The organism is Asticcacaulis sp. MM231 (assembly GCF_964186625.1).
Classification (GTDB): Bacteria; Pseudomonadota; Alphaproteobacteria; order Caulobacterales; family Caulobacteraceae; genus Asticcacaulis.
The window spans coordinates 396,101-413,795 of the sequence record NZ_OZ075108.1 but is presented as its reverse complement, the minus strand read 5'-3'; the positions used below and the strand labels follow the sequence as shown (position 1 = coordinate 413,795).

Genomic DNA, 17,695 nt, shown 5'->3' with positions numbered 1-17,695 from the left:
AATGACCAGAGGTTTTTCAGCAGACTGCTAGAGCGGGATGACGTAAAATTGAATTGATTAGAGATTCCCCGTGAATCCAAATCATGATTCATTGGTTGGACATGATGGAGAGATGTCCATGCCCCGAGCCTATTCAATGGATTTGCGTGAGCGTGTTGTTGCGGCGGTAAATGATGAAGGTATGTCTCGGCATGAGGCTGCCCATCGGTTCGGCGTCGCGGTGAGCACCGCAATCAAGTGGGTGACGCGAACCAAGGAGACCGGCAGTCCTGCCCCCAAGCGAATGGGCGGTTATAAACCCAGAGTCCTCTCAGGATCTAATCGAGATTGGCTCTTGGAACGTACCCAAACTCCGTTCACGTTACGCGGTTTGGTCCGCGAATTGGGTGAGCGCAATGTTCGTGTGGACTATCGATCAGTTTGGCGGTTCGTTCACTCAGAAGGGCTGAGCTTCAAAAAAAACGATAATGGCGAGCGAACAGGACCGGCCCGATGTTGCGCGTCGTCGAGAGCAGTGGCGCAAATATCAAGGCAGGCTCGACCTGGGACACCTCGTTTTCATCGATGAAACCTGGGCTAAAACCAATATGGCGGCTTTGCGCGGATGGTGCCCTCGCGGACAGAGACTGTGTGGGAAGGCACCCTTTGGACACTGGAAAACGATGACGTTTCTGGCAGCCCTTCGGAGCGATAGAATCGACGCGCCGTGTGTTTTGGACGGACCAATCAACGGAGCGACGTTCAACCTTTATGTCGAGGAATTCCTGGTACCGACACTTAACCACGGTGACATTGTAATCATGGACAACCTCGGTAGCCATAAAACCAGCTATCCGAAAAGCTATCCGACGTGCTGGAGCAAAGCTCTTCTTCCTGCCACCGTACAGTCCAGACCTCAACCCTATTGAGCAGGTGTTCTCGAAACTCAAACACCTGCTCAGGAAAGCCGCGGAGAGATCGGTAGAGACAACATGGCGCAGAATAGGATCTCTACTCGACGCTTTTGAGCCCGAAGAATGCCGCAGATATCTCCAAAACTCGGGCTATGGAGTCAAGTAATGTCATCCCGCTCTAGACTTTAGCGTTTTGCTCGATCAGAAGGTTTGAGGCGGCGTCGAGTTGCGCCTTCATCTCCTTCATCAATTCACCGCGTTTCAGTCCGGCTGGCAAAGGTGGCAGGAACTCGAACACCACTGTGCCCGGTTTACGATCGATGCCATGCGCCGGCCAGAACTGGCCACTGTTCGTCGCGAGCAGATGACACGGCACGTCGAGATCGCGATAAAGCGCCGCCACACCCGGCTTATAGTCCGAATCCTGGCCCACCTTGGCGCGCGTGCCCTCGGGGAAGATCACGATCTGACGACCGGCTTTCAGGCGATCGCGGCAACGCGTCACCATGCCCTTTAGCGCCTTGGCGGCGTCTTCGCGGCGGATCGGCACCATGCGAGTGCGCGCGGCGTACCAGCCGAGAAACGGCATATATATCAGGGATTGCTTCAGCACGTAGCAGGTATGCGGCAGGATAGTGAAAGGCGCGATGGTATCGAGCATACTGAGATGCTTGCCAGCCACCAGAGCCGCACCGGCCGGGCGATGCTCAAGCCCACGAAACTCGACCTTGATGCCGACGATCCAGCGCGCCCCAAACAGAACCGTATGCGCCCACAGGCGGATCACCCACATGCACGCCGCCTGCGACAGTAGCAAAAGGGGCGAAAAGCCCAGACCGATCAGAGCCATGGAGCCATACAGCCACAGGATAAAGAGCAGCGAGCGCACCCGCGTTACAAGCGATGTCATCAGGATGTTTTACCTGCGGCGGCCGGGGCATCAGGCGCCGCTTCTGTTTCAGAACCCGCCTTCGGCGCGGGCGTGCTGCCCTTGTCACCGAATTTGCGCGACACGCTGAGAATAGCATCGCGGCCCAGGATGGCGAGATATTTGCAATATTCCAGCACGATGATGCGCTGGCCTTTGCGTGATTTCCACCAGCCACGCGCTACCAGATCGGGCGTCGTCACCGGATAGGCGATCAGCTTGGTGCCCGGCATGTCGGCCTTAAGCTCCAGCAGCGAGCGTGGCATGTGATAGTCGGAGGTCACCACGATCAGGGTGTAGAAGTCGTGTCCGCGCGCCCAGTCGGCGATCTCCTTGGCATTGCCCACGGTGTTCTCGGCCTCATAGCCAAGATCGACGCAGCACTCGTAGAGTCGCTTCGAGCCTTCGGTGACATTGCGCAGTTCGCTGCGCTTGACCTCGGGGTTGACGCCGGAAATGAACATGCGCGCACCCTTGCGGCGCTCCAAAAGGCTCATGCCTTGCTTGAGGCGCTCATCGGAGGCGCCGGTCAGCACGACGATGGCGTCCGCCGGTTCGGCGGGTTCGAGCGCGGGTGTGGAATCAATGACGCGGTCGGCGAAGACGAACAGGCCCGCCGTCCATAACAGCAGTACCACGAACAGGGCGATCAGGGTGCGCATGTGCTTAAGAATGATCCACCCTCCCTATCGACAAAATCTCGGCCTTCTAAACGTTATTCGCCAGAAGCCGCAACGTGACCATCCGCGCCGTGATCGCACCAATTAGTGCCACCAGAAACGGACATGGAATTAATATTAACAGGTCAAGCCATGAAAAGGGAAGAGCTATGGCTAAGCTTTGTGCAGGAGCTGTGGCTTTTATGATAGCGATGGCGCCGGCCGCGATGGTGGCGCCGAGCAATCCAGACTCGAATGTCATGCGTGCAAAGCGCCACTGGAAGCGTTCGGCGATGAAAATATCGCTGGCGCCGCATAGCGACAGCACCTCGACGATATTGGCGCGTGCCGTCAGCCCCGCCCGCGTGGCGAAGCCGACCACCGCCGCCGTGGCAGAAAAGATGATGAGGAAAATACTGAGCGCAATCAGTCGCCAGATCATGACACTCTGTTCGATACCCTTTAGCCAGGTCGAGTGATCATCGATGCTGGCGTCGATTTCTGCGTTCTCCAACGCCTCCATCATGGCCTTCGGCGTGGCCGGACGGCGCGGATCGAGCGTCACCTCGACCAGGTTGGGGATCGGCAAGTCATCGATGATGGCGTCACCGAGCCACGGCTTGATCAGTTCCTTGGCTTTTTCCGGTTCCAGCGCCGTCACCTGCCCCACGCCCTTGACGCCGGCCAGAACCTCTGCCGCCTTGGCTGCCGCCACTGAGCCGCTTTCCAGGCCTGTGGGGCGCACCTGAACGGTGACCTCGGCGCGGATATCGCGTGACCAGCCATGCGCCGCGCGGTCCAGTGCCATAACGCCCAGCGCGGCCATGCAGGCGAGAAAACACAACACGCCGATGACGTAATGCAGGGCAATCTCGCGCTGATCCTGCTGCGGCAGCAAGCGATTGGCCCGCATGGCGTGCAAGTGTGTGACAAGCGGCCCGATCATTTCGTATTCCGTGTTAAGTCGGGCCTCGTCAGGTCGCGCCGGTGCAGTTCGCCATTGGCCAGCTCCAGCACTGGCATCCCCGAAGCGCGCACCAGACCTTCATCGTGCGTGGCGACCAGAACTGTGGCACCCAGACGGTTCAGTTCGATGAACAGACGCATGATGCGCAGGCCCATGGCATAGTCGATATTGCCGGTTGGTTCATCAGCCAGAATAAGCGTCGGGCGCGTCACCACGGCGCGGGCAATGGCGAGACGCTGCTTTTCTCCGCCGGAAAGCACGTGCGGCATGGCGTCGAGACGGTTTTTCAACCCCACCCAGTTAAGCAGTTCGGTAACGTCGTCGCGATAGTGCTTGAAGCTTTCGCCATGCACGAACAAAGGCAGGGCGGCGTTATCGAAAACGTTAAGGTGTTCGAGGAGGCGGAATTCCTGAAACACGATGCCGAAGCGCCGGCGCAATTCGGCCGTCTGGGTACGGTCGCCAGTCCGCACGGTCTCGCCGAACAACTCGATCGTCCCGGTGGTCGGCTTCTGCGCCAGATAGATCATTTTCAGCAGCGAGGTCTTGCCGGCACCCGATGGCCCGGTGAGGAAATGGAATGATCCGGCAGGCAGTTGAAAATTCAGGTTTTTCAGGATTAGGTCATCGTCATTGACGCCAAGCGACAAGGCCTTGGGCATGCCGAGGTCATAGCCGAGCGACACGTCGTGAAAGCTCACGACGATCTCTTCATCGGCGGTGGGCCTGGTCTGGCCGGATGTCCGTGAGGTCTGGGGACTCATACGCGGGGCGAAGCTGTTCTCTCGTGGTGAGGCTTGATCAGTTGTTAAGACTTTTGCGGCTAAAAGGTTAAAAAACCCCAAGATGGTTAACACGGGTTTTATGTACTGATTCGCCTTGTTCCCACGGTTTTTGGGTCTGATTAAAGCTGCTCATGATCCTTAGTTGTCCTAATTGCGCGACGAAATACACCCTGTCTGAGGCTCAATTGGGGCCCAGGGGGCGCACCGTGCGCTGCGCGGCCTGTAAAACGACGTGGCATGCCGAGGTTCCCGAAAAGCCGATCGATCTTTCCTTCAACGATGTGAAGAAAAAAGAAAGCGTTGAAGACCTGCAAAAGGTCAAGGCCAAGAAGCTGCCGCTGAAATATCGCGCCATCCTCGAAGATAAGAAGCGCCTCAAGGCCCTGACCGCTCAGGCAATGATCTGGGGTGGCATGGGCGCGGCCTTCGTGGTCGTCCTGGCGCTCGGCTTTTTCCTGCGTGTGAATATCGTCCAGGCCTTCCCAAGTGTTGCCGGCGCCTACGCCATGGTCGGCATGAAGACCAACGGCACCTATCTCGATTTCGGCGCGGCCGAGTTCGACCGCGGCGTCAAGGCCGGCCGCTTCATCATTACGGTCAAGGCCCAGATCAAGAACACCAGCAACAAGCCGGTGCCGGTGCCGCCGGTGCGCGTCAAGCTCTATGACGACACCACCCAGCAGTTTGATTCCGTGCTGATGCCGTCAGGCGGACTGGTGGTCGAACCGCACGCCACGCGAACGCTGGTCTTCGATGTCAGCGATCCGACGAACAAGACGGCATCACTGGCCATGGATTTCGATCTCGTCGCCATGAAAAAGATGAAGAAGGCCGGACCAAACCTGCGCGTTAAGCCGACGGATCATGGTGAAGGCGGCCACGGTGAAGACGCCACACATGAAGAGGCAGGCCACGGTGAGGCGGCTGCGGCTGCGGAGGCCGGTCATGGAGCCGCCACCACCGCACCTGAGACCACCCACGAACCCGCACCCGCCGCCGATGCGCATGGCGCGCCGGCCGAGAACCACGCGGAACCTGTGTCGAACCATGCCGCCCCGCCCCTGCGCAATACAGCTCCCGCTGAACCGGCTTCCCATCATTAAGTTTCAGTTTTCAGTAGAGAGTAAGCGATGACGCTCCCCGCCGTTCTGCTCAGCGAAGAGGAAGTTCAGGGCCGTGTCACCGCCCTGGCCGAGCTGATGAGCGATTACATCAAGCCCGATTGCGTTGGCATCTGCCTGCTTACCGGCGGCATCTGGTTCGCCGCTGATCTCAGCCGCGCGCTCAATCGCGCCGGCCGCGACATCGCCTTTGATGCCCTATGGCTCTCCTCCTACACCGACAACCACGAAAGCGGCGCCATGCTAATACGCGCGCCTTTGCAGCGCTCGGTCGAGGGCCGGCAGGTGCTGATTATGGACGATGTGCTCGATACCGGCGCCTCGTTGAAAATCGCCTGCGAAATCGCCCGCGAGGCCGGCGCCTCTCAGGTGCTGACGGCGGTTTTCGCCTGCAAGCCGGATCCTATGAAGGATGGCAAGGCGCGTGACATGGAAGCGGACTTCTCGGCCTGGGAAGCCCCGGCGCGCTATCTCGTCGGTTATGGTCTGGATGACGGCGGTCGGTTCCGCGCCCTGCCCTATGTCGGGGTTATGGACTAGGTTTTAAAAGTAAGAAACCCCAGCACCATCTTCGCTTCGCTCGAAGTATATAGGCCCCTTTTCTTATACCTCCCCAGTTTACTGGGAAGGGGGACCGTGCCTCACTTAAGGCGTGGGTGTGGGGTTTCTTGCTTACTTCTCCCCCACACTCAAGCTGGCGAAAGTCTGCGGCAGGTTGCCAAACAGGGTGAAGCCGCTGGTCAGGCGCTCGACCGGCACCGGCCCTAGGATCAGAAACCCAAGCAGGGCCGCCGCCAGCGCCACATAGCGCAAGGCGAACGGATCGGACTCAGCGATGCCCGCCTTGGCCTTGCCGATTTTCAAAGGCGGCTGCCTCTTTTCATGGCGCATGGCCAGCAGGCGTTCCGGGCGCAGGGCGTTATCGACTGCCAGCCGCGTGTTGATCTCCGTAAAACTCGGCACACGGAAGCGCAAGGCAGCGCGCACCGACGCCACCACCGCAAGGACGAGGCCGGCGCCCAGAAGCGCCAGATGCGCAAATCTCGGCAAAGGCGCGAACAGCCCCCATTGGCCGGCGACCACGATCAGCAGGACCAGCAGCACATAGGGGAACAAAAACGGCAGAACCAGACGCTCCCAGATCATCGTCATCTTCGTAAAGAAGAGCCCGCGATTGAGTGGCGCCAACGGTGATTTATTGCTCGACATAAGTTCCCCCAAAATCTTTCGCTTTAAGCCGTCTTTACCTTCGGCGCCGGCGTAAACCAGGCCGGTATCGGCTCACGCGCCATCATCTCATCATAACTCGGCCTAGGGCGCACGATCGACCAGTCGGCGTCACGCACCAACACCTCAGGGGCGAGCGGACGCGAATTATATTCGCTTCCCATCACCGCGCCATAGGCCCCTGCGCTCATGAAGGCAACCAGATCGCCGGCCTTCATCACCGGCATATCGCGGCCACGCGTGAAGGTGTCGCCGGTTTCGCAGATCGGGCCTACGACATCATATTTGGCCGTCTCGTTACCGGGACGGGCGACGGGGCGGATATCGTGGAAGGCGTCGTAAAGCGCCGGACGGAGCAGGTCGTTCATCGCCGCATCGAGCACCAGAAACTGTTGGCCTGAATCCTCGCGTTCATGGACATGGATGACACGCGAGATCAGCACGCCGGCATTGGCGGCGATCAGGCGGCCCGGCTCGAAGGTATAGCGCACACCCAGATTGCCCACGGCCAACGCCGTCATGTCGGCGTAATCGGCGATGGTGGCCGGTTCTTTCTGGTTGAAATAGGGTACACCAAGGCCGCCGCCGAGATCGAGGCGTTCGACGCTCAGGCCGTTGGCGCGCAATTGCTCGACCCAGCCGCGCATCCTCGTGAAAGCTTCCTGTAACGGCTTCAGATCAAGGATCTGGCTGCCGATATGACAGGCGATACCCACGGGGGCGAGATTGGGATGACCGGCCGCGCCGGCATAGAGCGAAAGCGCTTCCTCGGCCGAAATACCGAACTTATCCTTGGCGCCGCCCGTGGTGATCTTTTCGTGACCGCCAGCGCCCACGCCCGGATTGATGCGGATAACAAACGGCGCGACCATATTCAGTTCGGCCGCCACGCGCGCCAGACGTTCAAGCTCAGGACGCGAACTCGACATTGAGCTGATAGATGCCGGCTTTCAGCGCGAAGGCCATTTCCGCATCGGTCTTGCCGACACCGGAAAAAACGATGCGATCGGCCGGCACGCCGGCTTTCAGCGCCTTGCGGATTTCGCCCTCGCTGACCGTATCAGCGCCGCAGCCCTGCGCCGCCAAAGTGGCCAGCACGCCCATATTGGAATTGGCCTTCATGGCGTAGGCCACGAGCGGCGCTTCATCACGCGGACTGCGCAAACCCGGCTTCGATGACAGCGCGTCGGCGAAGACGTTATAATGGCGTTCCAGCGTGGCAGACGAATAGACATAGAGCGGCGTGCCGACCGTATCGGCCAGTTCGGTCAGGGAGACCTGCTCGCAGTTCAAAGCACCGTCGTGGTAGTCGAAATGGTTCATCTAAGGCTTTTACTTAACGGGCGGATTGTTGAAGCCGGTATTGTTGCCCATGCCTTCAAGCGGGGCGTCCTGAATCTTCTTGTTGCCGGTGTAGGGATTGGCCATGCTGTTCTTGGCGTCGGCATCCGGCAGGGCGCGTTCGGTTTCGCGCGAGGCTGAGCTATCGGTGGTCAGGGTGATACCGCCATCTGGGTTTTTCGAGGCCGACCATGAGGCCTCGGCCTTGCTGTTCAGCACCGGCGGCGCGGTTTCCAGCTCACCCAGCTTGCCGCAGGCGCCAAGAAGCGACGCGCCGATCAGGGTGGCGCCAAGCGCTGTGATCATCACGAGGCGGGTTTTTGTGGGGTGGCTCATAAACGGAGATCCTTCCAGCGCTGGATTTGCAGTCGAACCTGATCCGGCGCAGTGCCGCCGTAACTTTGACGGCTGGCGCAACTGGCCTCAGGGGTTAAGACCTTATACACATCATCTGTGATCCTGGCTTCCAGATTTTGCAGATCGGACAGGCTTAGTTGCGCCAAATCCACACCCTGCGTTTCGGCCAGCTTTACCGCGGCGCCGGTAATATGGTGAGCGTCGCGGAAGGGGATGCCAAGGTTGCGCACCAGCCAGTCGGCAAGGTCCGTGGCGGTTGAGAAACCGGCGCCGGCGGCGGCGGCCATTCTCTCGCGATTGGCCTGAAGATCGAGCACCATACCGGTCATGGCGCGGATGGCGAGATCAAGCGCATCGAAGGCCTCGAACACCGGCGGCTTGTCTTCCTGCATGTCCTTGGAATAGGCCAAGGGCAGGCCTTTCATGACCGTGGAGAGCGCGATCAGCGAGCCGGTGATGCGGCCGGTCTTGGCGCGCACCAGTTCGGCGGCGTCCGGGTTGCGCTTTTGCGGCATGATGGAGGAGCCGGTCGAGAAGGCGTCCGACAGGCGGATAAAGTTGAAATAGGGCGTCGTCCAGATGACGATTTCCTCGGCCAGGCGCGACAGGTGACCTGCGCAGATGGCGGCGTGGCTTAAGGATTCAAGCGCGAAATCGCGGTCGGACACGCCATCGAGGCTGTTGCCTGTGGGGCGATCAAAGGCGAGGGCCTTGGCGGTGTCATGGCGGTCGATAGGGAAGGGCGAACCGGCCAGGGCCGCCGAGCCGAGCGGATTTTCGTTCATGCGGGCGCGGGCATCGACGAAGCGCGAGCGGTCACGGCCGAACATTTCGACATAGGCCATCAGGTGATGACCGAAGGTAACCGGCTGGGCGGGCTGGAGGTGCGTGAAACCCGGCATAAGGGCGTCGGCATACTCTTCCGCGCGCTTCAGCAGCGCACCTTGCAGATCATAAAGCTGCTGGATGGTGATATCGACCTGATCGCGCACCCACAGGCGGAAATCGGTCGCCACCTGATCGTTGCGCGAACGGGCGGTATGCAAGCGGCCCGACACAGGCCCGACCAACTCACGCAGGCGCGCCTCGACATTCATATGGATGTCTTCAAATTCGGCGCGGAACGGGAAAGTGCCGTCTTCGATCTCGGCCGTGATGGTTTCCAGCCCGTTCAGGATGATTTGGGAGTCGTCAGAACTTATGATACCTTGCTTGGCGAGCATGGCGCAGTGCGCCTTCGATCCGGCAAGGTCTTGTTGCCAAAGGCGTTTGTCGACATCGATGGAGACATTGATGGCTTGCATAATCTCATCGGGTCGGGCAGTAAAACGACCGCCCCACATTTTTTGCCCCTGTTGCGGGGTCCCTGTGGTTGGGCTTTTTTCGGCGGATTGATCGGTCATGACAGAACCTAAACTGAATGAGAACGGCCAGCCGCAGCCGCAGTCCCCGGCGCAAGCTGATATTCAAGGGCAACCGGCCACAGCGCCAGTCGTGAAGCCTATAGACGAGCCGGTCGCAGAACCCAAGACGGGGGACACAGAAAAATGGCACGATACGGCGATCGTACGCAAAAGACGCCGGCCGCCTCTGGCGGTGGTGATCGTGGTGTCGGTCGTGCTGCTGGCCCTGATTGGCCTGATCGGCTGGCGTTTCCTGGCGCCCAAGGCCGCACCTCTGGCCGCCCTGCCCGCCGCGCAAAGTCTCGCCCCCGTTGAGACCGCCAAGGGGCCGCTGGCCGTCTACGCCAAGGGCGCCATGGCCAAGCTGGTGACTTATGAGACGCCGCAGACCATCGAAAACATTTCCTTCCTCGACCGCAAGCAGAAGCCGGTGCAACTGACCGATTTCAAGGGGCAGGTCGTGGTGCTGAACGTCTGGGCTACCTGGTGCGCGCCGTGCCGCTTCGAGATGCCGACCCTGGCGCATCTGCAGACCCTCTATGCCGGCAAGGCGGTCAAGGTGCTGCCTTTGAGCGTCGATCGCGCCGAGGATTTCGCCGCCGTGAAGTCGTTCATGGACGTCCAGCAACCGCTGGAGGTCTATGCCGACCAGAATTTCCAGGCGCCGTCGAAATACAAGATTTCCGGTATGCCCGGCACCCTGATCCTCGACAAGCAGGGCCGCATGGTGGCGCGCCTCGATGGTGAGACGAAATGGGACACGCCGGAGGTGCAGGCCCTGCTGGATAAGCTCCTGGCTGAGTAAGGAAAGCAAGACCCACCGTACCCACGGGCAAGGGCCTGTCGCCCCCCCCCCTGACAAGCGGGGAGATTTGGTGGTGGGGTGTCTTACTTCGCAAGCCTCATCCAGCGCCCATAGGTCAAACACCGCCAGCCCCACTCAAACGGACCATAGCGGAATACCGACATCCAGACCGTGCTCAGCACAAGCTGGCCGATCCAGATACTAGCCACGATTGGCACTAGCGCCGCGTGGTTCATCTCACCGAACCAGCCCCCGAATCCCAAAATGCCGCGCCCGCCGTAGAAAAGCCCCGTCATGATCAGCGACTGCATCAGATAGTTGGTGAAGGCCATGCGCCCGGCGCAGGCCAGCGGATATAGCAGCCATGCACCCAGCCGCATCCGTCCCAACAGGATCAGCGCGCTTGCGTAGCCCAGCGCCACCGGCACGCACAGGAGGTTGTTGGCCACGGCATAAAGACCGAAAATCTGCGGAAACGGAAAATCCTGCTTCATGATCACATAAGACTGCCAGCCGATCAGGCCCAGACAGATGGCCGCAACCGTCATCAGGATCATATAGGTCCGCGTGCTGGCCTCACCGCTCAGAATGCCCGCCTTGAACAGGCCAAGGCCCACCATCATCAGGCCCAGAGTTGTCGGCATATAGCCCAGGATCTCGGCGAATTCGCCCTGCGCCCACACCTCGGCATTCTGCTCCAGCGAGTCGAAGAAGCCGCCGCGCATCCGGGCTATCAGCGGGCCAAAATCAGCCGCCGTTTCCGTCGCCACATCGCCGGCCAGTTGATGCCAGATATTCGGTCCGAGCAGCAGCGCCTCGCCTGCCAGAAACAGCAGACCGCCCCAGATCAGTAGCTTGCGCGCCGAAGCGTCCTGCCAGCGCCAGAAAACAAAGCCGGTCAGGGCATAGGAGAGCAGGATATCGCCGTGCCAGATCAGCGCACCATGGATCAGACCAAACACCAACAGCCATGACAGCCGGCGAAACAGCGGTCTGCGGTAGGCAGGCTGGGCAGGATCACGATCGCGCCCGACCAGATAGAGACTGATCCCGAACAGCAGGGTGAAGCCGGTGATGAACTTCTCTTTGAAGAAGGTCTCGGTCAGCCACCAGACGATCAGATCGTCATGGCTGAGCGGCACCGGCGACAGGCGCGGCAGCACATAGATATCGAACGGCTGGGCGAAGGTAATGGCGTTGACCAGCAGAATGCCGAGGATGCTCAGGCCGCGCAGGTAATCGAGCGACCTGATGCGCGCGTTCATTGCGCTTGTGGCATGCGCTTAAGCGCCAGGCTTTGCAGCAGGATCGCCGAGGGCACGGCCAGCGACATCTGGGTCAGGAACAGCATGATGCCTACCATGGAGAAGGTTTTGAGCAGTTCGGCGCCCCAGCCATAGCCATCGACGAAGACCAGCTTGATCAAGGCCGCAGCCGTGCCGAGCGTGACAACGAACAGGGCATACATCAGCACGCCGAGTGTGGCATGCAGGCGCGACGGCGGCAGCGAAATTTTCCACATCACCAGCACGCAGACCATCCAGGTCAGTGCCAAGGTCATCTGGCGCTGGGTTTCCTCGACCGCGTTGGGATCCCCCCACAAAACGCGGGTGACAAACCAGCAGAAGCCATGCAGGCACAGGGCCGCGATGGCGGATATGATCATCCAGCGCATTTCAGGCTGGCGATAGCTGAGCCCCGAACTGTTCATGTCTAGCGCGTCGGCACCGGCTTTTCGCCACGATAATCATAGAAGCCGCGCCCGGTCTTGCGACCGAGCCAGCCGGCCTCGACATATTTGGTCAGCAGCGGGCATGGGCGGTATTTCGAGTCGGCCAGACCGTCATAAAGCACGTTCATGACGGCGAGAACGGTATCGAGACCGATAAAATCAGCCAGTTCGAGCGGACCCATCGGGTGATTGGCGCCGAGTTTGAGCGCCGTATCGATGGCCTCGACCGTGCCCACGCCTTCATAGAGCGTGTAGATCGACTCGTTGATCATCGGAATCAGGACGCGATTGACGATAAAGGCCGGGAAGTCTTCAGAATTGGCAGTGATCTTGCCAAGGCTCTTAGCGAACTCGACGGCGATTTCGTAGGTGTCAGCATCGGTAGCGATACCGCGGATGATCTCAACCAGTTTCATGATCGGCACCGGATTCATGAAGTGCAGGCCGATGAATTTGCCGGGACGGTCGGTGGCAGCGGCCAGACGGGTGATCGAGATCGACGAGGTGTTCGATGCCAGCAGGGCTTCCGGCTTCAGGTGTTCGCACACCGCTTTAAAGATGGCATTCTTGACCTCTTCGCGCTCGGTGGCGGCCTCGATGACGAGATCGCAGTCTTTCAATTCCGAGATGGCACCGGCGGGCATCAGCTTCGAGAGCGCGTCGGTCGCCTGGGCGCTCGTGATGGCTTCCTTCTCGACCAAGCGGTTAAGACCCTTTTCGGTGCGGGCAAGCGCGGCCTTCACGGCGTCGGCGGAGGCATCATAGAGCAGGACATCGTAGCCGCCCTGCGCACAAACCTGGGCGATCCCCGCCCCCATCTGGCCGGCACCTATAATGCCTACGGTTTTTATGGTCATGCTGTCCGCCTTACCTGAATCTGTCGTTCATATGGAGATAGTGCGCAGCCCGGCGCAAGGCAATACGGAAAAGGGGTGCGCCATAAACTTGTCCCTCCCCGAATACGTCGGGGAGGGACAAAGAGAGTTAACCCAGCGCCTTCATCAGATCGGGCACGGCGGTCTTGTAATCGGCCACCAGACCATAGTCAGCAACCGAAAAGATCGGCGCTTCCGGGTCCTTGTTGATGGCCACAATGACCTTGGAGTCCTTCATGCCGGCCAGATGCTGGATCGCGCCGGAAATGCCGACGGCGATATAGAGCGCCGGTGCCACAACCTTGCCGGTCTGGCCAACCTGATAGTCGTTCGGGGCATAACCGGCATCAACGGCGGCGCGTGAGGCACCTACAGCCGCGCCGAGCTTATCAGCCAGCGGGTCGATCACGGCGTCGAATTCTTCTTTCGAGCCGAGCGCACGACCACCGGAGACGACGATCTTCGCTGCGCCCAGTTCCGGGCGATCAGAGACGACCTTCTCTTCCGAGATAAAGCGCGTACCGGCCTTGGAAGCTGGCGCGGCAACGGTTTCGACCGTCGCTGAACCGCCTTCCGCTTCCGCCGCCGCCTTGAAAGCGGTGGTGCGGACGGTCATGACCTTCTTGGCTTCCGAAGTCTGGACGGTTTCCAGCGCGTTGCCGGCATAGATCGGGCGCACGAAGGTGTTGGCGTCGACCACTTCCATCACATCGCTGAGTAGAGACACATCGAGCAGCGCGGCGACACGCGGGGCGAAGTTCTTGCCTGCCGACGAGGCCGGAATGGCGACGACGTCATAGTTCGCAGCGAGGCCGGTCACCAGGGCGGCAACATCTTCGGCGATATCCTGCTTGAGGTCGGCCGACTGGCTGATCAGCACCTTGCGGACGCCGGTCAGTTTGGCAGCGGCATCGGCGATCGATTGCACGCCGTCGCCATAGACCAGCACATCGACGTCAGCGCTCAGTTGCAGAGCGGCGGTCAGGGTCTTGTTAGTGGTGTCGCGGAGGTGGGCGCCGTCGTGATCGGCGATAACAAGAACGGCCATATTACAGAACTCCTGCGGACTTGAGATTGGCGACCAGTTCGGCGGCGTCGGCCACCTTGATGCCGGCGGTACGCTTGGGCGGCTCGGTCACTTTCAAAACTTTCAGACGCGGCGCCACATCGACGGCGTAGTCGGTGATCGCCTTGATCTCCAGCGGCTTCTTCTTGGCCTTCATGATGTTGGGCAGCGAAGCATAGCGCGGCTCATTGAGGCGCAGATCGGTAGTGATAACCGCCGGCAGCTTGACGCCGAGGGTTTGCAGACCGCCGTCGACTTCGCGGGTGACGTGCGCTTCGCCGTTTTCGACCACAATCTTCGAGGCGAAGGTGGCTTGCGGCCAATCGAGCAGGGTGGAGAGCATCTGGCCGGTGGCGTTGTTATCGCCGTCGATGGCCTGCTTGCCCATGATGATCAGGTCGGGTTGCTCAGCCTCGGCCACGGCTTTCAGCAGCTTGGCGACGGCCAGCGGCTCGATATCCTGATCGGTCTGGATCAGGATGCCGCGATCGGCACCGATCGTCAGCGCGGTAATGATGGTGTCCTTGGCCTGCGCAGGCCCGATGGACACCGCCACGATCTCGGTGGCGACACCCTTTTCCTTCAGGCGGACGGCTTCCTCGACCGCGATCTCATCGAACGGGTTCATCGACATCTTGACATTGGCCAGATCGACACCCGACTGATCCGCTTTCACGCGAACCTTGACGTTGTAATCCAGCACCCGCTTCACCGGGACCAAAATCTTCATGGCATTTAACCTCTGCAATAATTTTTCCGCCTGCCTGAATAACGTCAGGAACGGCGTGATCGGTTGGCGACTAAGTGACGATCCGCGTTCGCAAAGTCAATCTCCCAAAGCCGTTTTCGGGGACTTTTTGCCGGTGGTTTCGCCATAGAAAGTGGTGATTTTCAATTGCCCTCATGTCGCGTTTGGCGCATAAAGGAGTACACCCACCTTTACGTTCGCGTCAAGTTACACTTATCAAAACGCTCCGGATCGCCCATGCCCAGCCAGATCGGCAAACTCAAATATGTGTTCGTGCTTCTGCTCGGCCTGATCAGCGCCAGCATCCTGGCCTATAGCTGGCTTTACAGCATCCCGAACAAGAAGTGTGAGGCGGCCGAAGGCTGGTTCTCATGGAAGTATCGCAAATGCTATGCGCCGATCGCCATCTCGACCATCACCGGCCGCAAGCCGGGCGAACCGGTCAAGGTCGATTTCCACGACGACGCGCGTAAGGCCAGCAATGCCCGCGCCGTCAGGCAAGCTGATGCGCCTGCCGAAGCCGCGACCGCTTCTCAATAATCAGGGCCTTGCAATGTCGCATTGCAGGACAGGCACCTTGGCCCGCACCTGATCGATGCGGGCACGATAATAGCCGCACGAAACCTGATCATCCTTGGCGCCGACCTTGGTAACGCTATAACCATTGAGCAGTACCATGGCCTCTGCATTGGTAACGTCGCTGAGTCCCGCCTTATCAAGCTTGCCGAGGAAATGCACCTTCGGCGTGGCAAGATTGGCAACGACCTTTTCCTGACCCAGGTCGATCTGGCGAAGCTGGTTGGCCTTGGGCCGCGCGGCCTCGGTCGGGTAGCCATAATAGGAAACGTCGAGCACCAGGTTCGCACCCTGTGCTTTCATGCGCGCCAGGGCGGCAGGGGTGATCTCGAACGATGCGTCGAAAGCGCTGGCCGGGTCCGGCGCGAAATCACGTCCGGCCTTGCCGCCATCGGCCTTGTGACCGTCACAACCGATAAGCGTCAAACACGAAAAGGCGAAAAGCGTGGCAGTGAAGGTTTTCGACATCGTTTCCTCAAAAGCTATTTAGATGGCACCCATAGCACATCGGCGCGGCCCTGATCGTTAGCATGGCGCGCCAACACGAACAACAGGTCGGACAGACGGTTAAGGTATTTGACGACCTCCGGCCCGACAGTTTCGCCCTCGACTTTTAAAAGCGTGACACAATCCTGCTCTGCCCGGCGGGCGATGGTGCGCGCCATGTGGAGATGCGCGCTCAGAGGCGATCCGGCAGGCAGGATGAACGACGTCAGAGGCGCGATCGGCTCATTATAAGCATCCAGCGCCTCTTCCAGCGCGGTTACCTGATGCGCTTTGATGCGGATCGGCGTCCACGAGATATCGTCCGAAGGCGTGGCGAGATCGGCGCCGAGATCGAACAGGTCGTTTTGCACCCGCGCCAGCAGAGCATCGAGGTGAGGCTGGGCGGCGCTATAAAGCCGTACCAGTCCGATAGCAGCATTGGTTTCATCCACGCTGCCGATCACGATGAGGCGCGGATCATTTTTCAGGCGGCGCGAACCGTCGGCCAGACCTGTGGTGCCGTCGTCGCCGGTGCGGGTATAGATTTTGTTGAGCTTGACCATGAGGCCTCAGTAACAGGCAGCGCTGAATTCGCCAAATCTCATTTGGACTGCGGTGTTAAGAAGAATGCTGTGTCGCCCAGATGGTCAGGAGCAGCAGGACAATAGCGACAGCCTGCAACAGCACCCGCAAACGCATGATCTTGTTCGACCAGTTTTCACGAAACGTGCCACCGCGCACGAGGCTGAATAGGCCGATCCCCAGAACGACCAGCACAGAAAACATCGCCACGAGGGCCAAGGGAAGCAGAATGTCGCGCATGATGCTCTATCGCCTTTTTATAGCCAAAAGTCGAGATTTTTATAAAAAGCTACGACGGAACCTGTCTTGCCGATCGTTAAAAGCCTGGCTTTGTGCGTACTTCATGACAACGTATAAAATAACACTAGTGTCCATTGTAATAGGCCAAACCGTATACTAAGTAGGAAGCAAGGCCGAATAGACCTGCCCCAAGGTAAACTTATTTTTTGTGTTTCGAGTAGAAGCGTATGTATGAACTCCCCAAGACTGTAACCACCCCCATAAACCGTCAGGACATGCCCGTGCCACTCGGCAGCCGCGCCAAATCCAAGGAACGCAATCGCCTCAAGATTCTTAACTCGGCGACCCAGCTTTTCCGCGAACGCGGCTTTGAGGCCGCGACCTTACGTGACATCGCGCGCGGCGCCGGGCTTTCCACAGGCGCCCTGTTCGCTAATTTCGCCGACAAGAATGAGATTTTCCTAACGGTGATCGAGAGTGAGAACGTACGCGTGGTCAGCGCGATGCGCGAAGCCCACGATGATAAGCTCGATCTGGTTGGCCGCCTGCACAAACAACTCCTGCGCGGCTACGAAGTGACGCAGCACAATGCCCGCCTGATCCTATCAGCCTTTGTCATGAAATGGAGCCAGGGCGCTTCGCAGGTCAATGACGTGGCTCGCATGAGCGACATGATCCGCTTCGTTTTGCTCGACACGCTGAAAGCGGCTCAGGCTCGCAAGGAACTGCCGCAAAAAGCCGAACTCGACTGCGCCTCACTGATCCTCGAAGACCTGTGTTTCGCCAATCTGCGCCGCGCCTTTCAGGCCAGCGATGAAACCGGCACTTTCGATCTCGACGCCATGAGCAAGAGCCTGACGGTCCAGGTCAATATGATTGTGTTGGCGCTGAAAGGCGCATGATC

At 59.5% G+C, this 17,695-nt stretch carries 20 protein-coding genes and 2 pseudogenes; 6 read left to right on the top strand and 16 right to left on the bottom strand.

Features of this window, described 5'->3' with window-relative positions; genetic code table 11:
* The first annotated feature begins 118 nt into the window (after positions 1–118).
* Positions 119–1,059 (top strand): annotated as a pseudogene (locus ABQ278_RS01980) (IS630 family transposase).
* A gap of 12 nt (positions 1,060–1,071) precedes the next feature.
* Here ABQ278_RS01980 and ABQ278_RS01975 read toward each other — a convergent pair.
* Genes ABQ278_RS01975 through ABQ278_RS01960 form a run of 4 tightly spaced genes read right to left on the bottom strand, consistent with a single transcriptional unit; the run spans position 1,072 to position 4,211 of the window.
* Complete coding sequence (locus ABQ278_RS01975) at positions 1,072–1,803, bottom strand: lysophospholipid acyltransferase family protein (RefSeq protein ID WP_349320965.1); 732 nt, start codon at positions 1,801–1,803, stop codon at positions 1,072–1,074.
* Positions 1,803–2,483 carry a YdcF family protein gene (locus ABQ278_RS01970; protein WP_349320964.1) on the bottom strand — a complete coding sequence of 227 codons (681 nt, stop codon included), beginning with the start codon at positions 2,481–2,483 and terminating at the stop codon, positions 1,803–1,805. Before ABQ278_RS01970 ends, ABQ278_RS01975 begins: the two co-directional genes overlap by 1 nt.
* 46 nt (positions 2,484–2,529) lie before the next feature.
* Positions 2,530–3,426, bottom strand: a complete 897-nt coding sequence (locus ABQ278_RS01965; RefSeq protein WP_349320963.1) for an ABC transporter permease — start codon at positions 3,424–3,426, stop codon at positions 2,530–2,532.
* Positions 3,423–4,211: an ATP-binding cassette domain-containing protein gene (locus ABQ278_RS01960; RefSeq protein WP_349320962.1), complete on the bottom strand. Its 789-nt coding sequence runs from the start codon at positions 4,209–4,211 to the stop codon at positions 3,423–3,425. The genes ABQ278_RS01965 and ABQ278_RS01960 overlap by 4 nt, the downstream gene beginning before the upstream one ends.
* Before the next feature lie 227 nt (positions 4,212–4,438).
* Here ABQ278_RS01960 and ABQ278_RS01955 point away from each other — a divergent pair, with 227 nt between their 5' ends.
* Together ABQ278_RS01955 and ABQ278_RS01950 are read left to right on the top strand one after the other, a co-directional pair.
* Positions 4,439–5,335, top strand: a complete 897-nt coding sequence (locus ABQ278_RS01955; RefSeq protein WP_349320961.1) for a hypothetical protein — start codon at positions 4,439–4,441, stop codon at positions 5,333–5,335.
* A gap of 27 nt (positions 5,336–5,362) precedes the next feature.
* Entirely contained in the window at positions 5,363–5,893 is a 531-nt protein-coding gene (locus tag ABQ278_RS01950) for a phosphoribosyltransferase family protein (protein ID WP_349320960.1), read from the top strand.
* Between the two features lie 132 nt (positions 5,894–6,025).
* Here the strand turns inward: ABQ278_RS01950 and ABQ278_RS01945 are convergent, their stop codons facing one another.
* The 4 genes and pseudogenes from ABQ278_RS01945 to argH all read right to left on the bottom strand — a co-directional run bounded on the left by ABQ278_RS01945 (position 6,026) and on the right by argH (position 9,621).
* Complete coding sequence (locus ABQ278_RS01945; protein ID WP_349320959.1) at positions 6,026–6,562, bottom strand: DUF4175 family protein; 537 nt, start codon at positions 6,560–6,562, stop codon at positions 6,026–6,028.
* A 23-nt stretch (positions 6,563–6,585) separates the two neighbouring features.
* A pseudogene (lysA, locus tag ABQ278_RS01940) lies at positions 6,586–7,903 on the bottom strand (diaminopimelate decarboxylase).
* A 9-nt stretch (positions 7,904–7,912) separates the two neighbouring features.
* Positions 7,913–8,257, bottom strand: coding sequence for a hypothetical protein (locus ABQ278_RS01935; RefSeq protein WP_349320958.1), 345 nt, complete (start codon positions 8,255–8,257; stop codon positions 7,913–7,915).
* Positions 8,254–9,621 (bottom strand): argininosuccinate lyase, encoded by a 1,368-nt coding sequence (argH, locus tag ABQ278_RS01930; protein WP_349322198.1) that lies wholly within the window; start codon positions 9,619–9,621, stop codon positions 8,254–8,256. The genes ABQ278_RS01935 and argH overlap by 4 nt, the downstream gene beginning before the upstream one ends.
* A gap of 58 nt (positions 9,622–9,679) precedes the next feature.
* Here argH and ABQ278_RS01925 point away from each other — a divergent pair, with 58 nt between their 5' ends.
* Complete coding sequence (locus tag ABQ278_RS01925; RefSeq protein WP_349320957.1) at positions 9,680–10,486, top strand: TlpA disulfide reductase family protein; 807 nt, start codon at positions 9,680–9,682, stop codon at positions 10,484–10,486.
* 83 nt (positions 10,487–10,569) lie between these two features.
* Here the strand turns inward: ABQ278_RS01925 and ABQ278_RS01920 are convergent, their stop codons facing one another.
* The 5 genes from ABQ278_RS01920 to ABQ278_RS01900 all read right to left on the bottom strand — a co-directional run bounded on the left by ABQ278_RS01920 (position 10,570) and on the right by ABQ278_RS01900 (position 14,889).
* Positions 10,570–11,751 carry a DUF418 domain-containing protein gene (locus ABQ278_RS01920; RefSeq protein ID WP_349320956.1) on the bottom strand — a complete coding sequence of 394 codons (1,182 nt, stop codon included), beginning with the start codon at positions 11,749–11,751 and terminating at the stop codon, positions 10,570–10,572.
* On the bottom strand, positions 11,748–12,197 hold the full coding sequence (locus tag ABQ278_RS01915; protein ID WP_349320955.1) for a hypothetical protein: 450 nt from the start codon (positions 12,195–12,197) through the stop codon (positions 11,748–11,750). Before ABQ278_RS01915 ends, ABQ278_RS01920 begins: the two co-directional genes overlap by 4 nt.
* A gap of 2 nt (positions 12,198–12,199) precedes the next feature.
* Positions 12,200–13,075: a 3-hydroxybutyryl-CoA dehydrogenase gene (locus tag ABQ278_RS01910; RefSeq protein WP_349320954.1), complete on the bottom strand. Its 876-nt coding sequence runs from the start codon at positions 13,073–13,075 to the stop codon at positions 12,200–12,202.
* 127 nt (positions 13,076–13,202) lie between these two features.
* Positions 13,203–14,141 (bottom strand): electron transfer flavoprotein subunit alpha/FixB family protein, encoded by a 939-nt coding sequence (locus ABQ278_RS01905; protein ID WP_349320953.1) that lies wholly within the window; start codon positions 14,139–14,141, stop codon positions 13,203–13,205.
* A 1-nt stretch (position 14,142) separates the two neighbouring features.
* Positions 14,143–14,889, bottom strand: coding sequence for an electron transfer flavoprotein subunit beta/FixA family protein (locus tag ABQ278_RS01900; RefSeq protein ID WP_349320952.1), 747 nt, complete (start codon positions 14,887–14,889; stop codon positions 14,143–14,145).
* 255 nt (positions 14,890–15,144) lie between these two features.
* Here ABQ278_RS01900 and ABQ278_RS01895 point away from each other — a divergent pair, with 255 nt between their 5' ends.
* Positions 15,145–15,447, top strand: a complete 303-nt coding sequence (locus tag ABQ278_RS01895; protein ID WP_349320951.1) for a hypothetical protein — start codon at positions 15,145–15,147, stop codon at positions 15,445–15,447.
* On the opposite strand, the gene ABQ278_RS01890 is transcribed toward ABQ278_RS01895, so the two are convergent.
* The 3 genes from ABQ278_RS01890 to ABQ278_RS01880 are packed head-to-tail and all read right to left on the bottom strand — an operon-like array spanning position 15,448 to position 16,791.
* Complete coding sequence (locus ABQ278_RS01890; RefSeq protein ID WP_349320950.1) at positions 15,448–15,951, bottom strand: hypothetical protein; 504 nt, start codon at positions 15,949–15,951, stop codon at positions 15,448–15,450.
* A gap of 14 nt (positions 15,952–15,965) precedes the next feature.
* Positions 15,966–16,532 carry a cob(I)yrinic acid a,c-diamide adenosyltransferase gene (locus ABQ278_RS01885; RefSeq protein ID WP_349320949.1) on the bottom strand — a complete coding sequence of 189 codons (567 nt, stop codon included), beginning with the start codon at positions 16,530–16,532 and terminating at the stop codon, positions 15,966–15,968.
* 55 nt (positions 16,533–16,587) lie between these two features.
* Positions 16,588–16,791 carry a twin transmembrane helix small protein gene (locus ABQ278_RS01880; protein ID WP_349320948.1) on the bottom strand — a complete coding sequence of 68 codons (204 nt, stop codon included), beginning with the start codon at positions 16,789–16,791 and terminating at the stop codon, positions 16,588–16,590.
* Between the two features lie 227 nt (positions 16,792–17,018).
* Here ABQ278_RS01880 and ABQ278_RS01875 point away from each other — a divergent pair, with 227 nt between their 5' ends.
* Positions 17,019–17,693: a TetR/AcrR family transcriptional regulator gene (locus ABQ278_RS01875; protein WP_349320947.1), complete on the top strand. Its 675-nt coding sequence runs from the start codon at positions 17,019–17,021 to the stop codon at positions 17,691–17,693.
* Positions 17,694–17,695 lie beyond the last annotated feature (2 nt).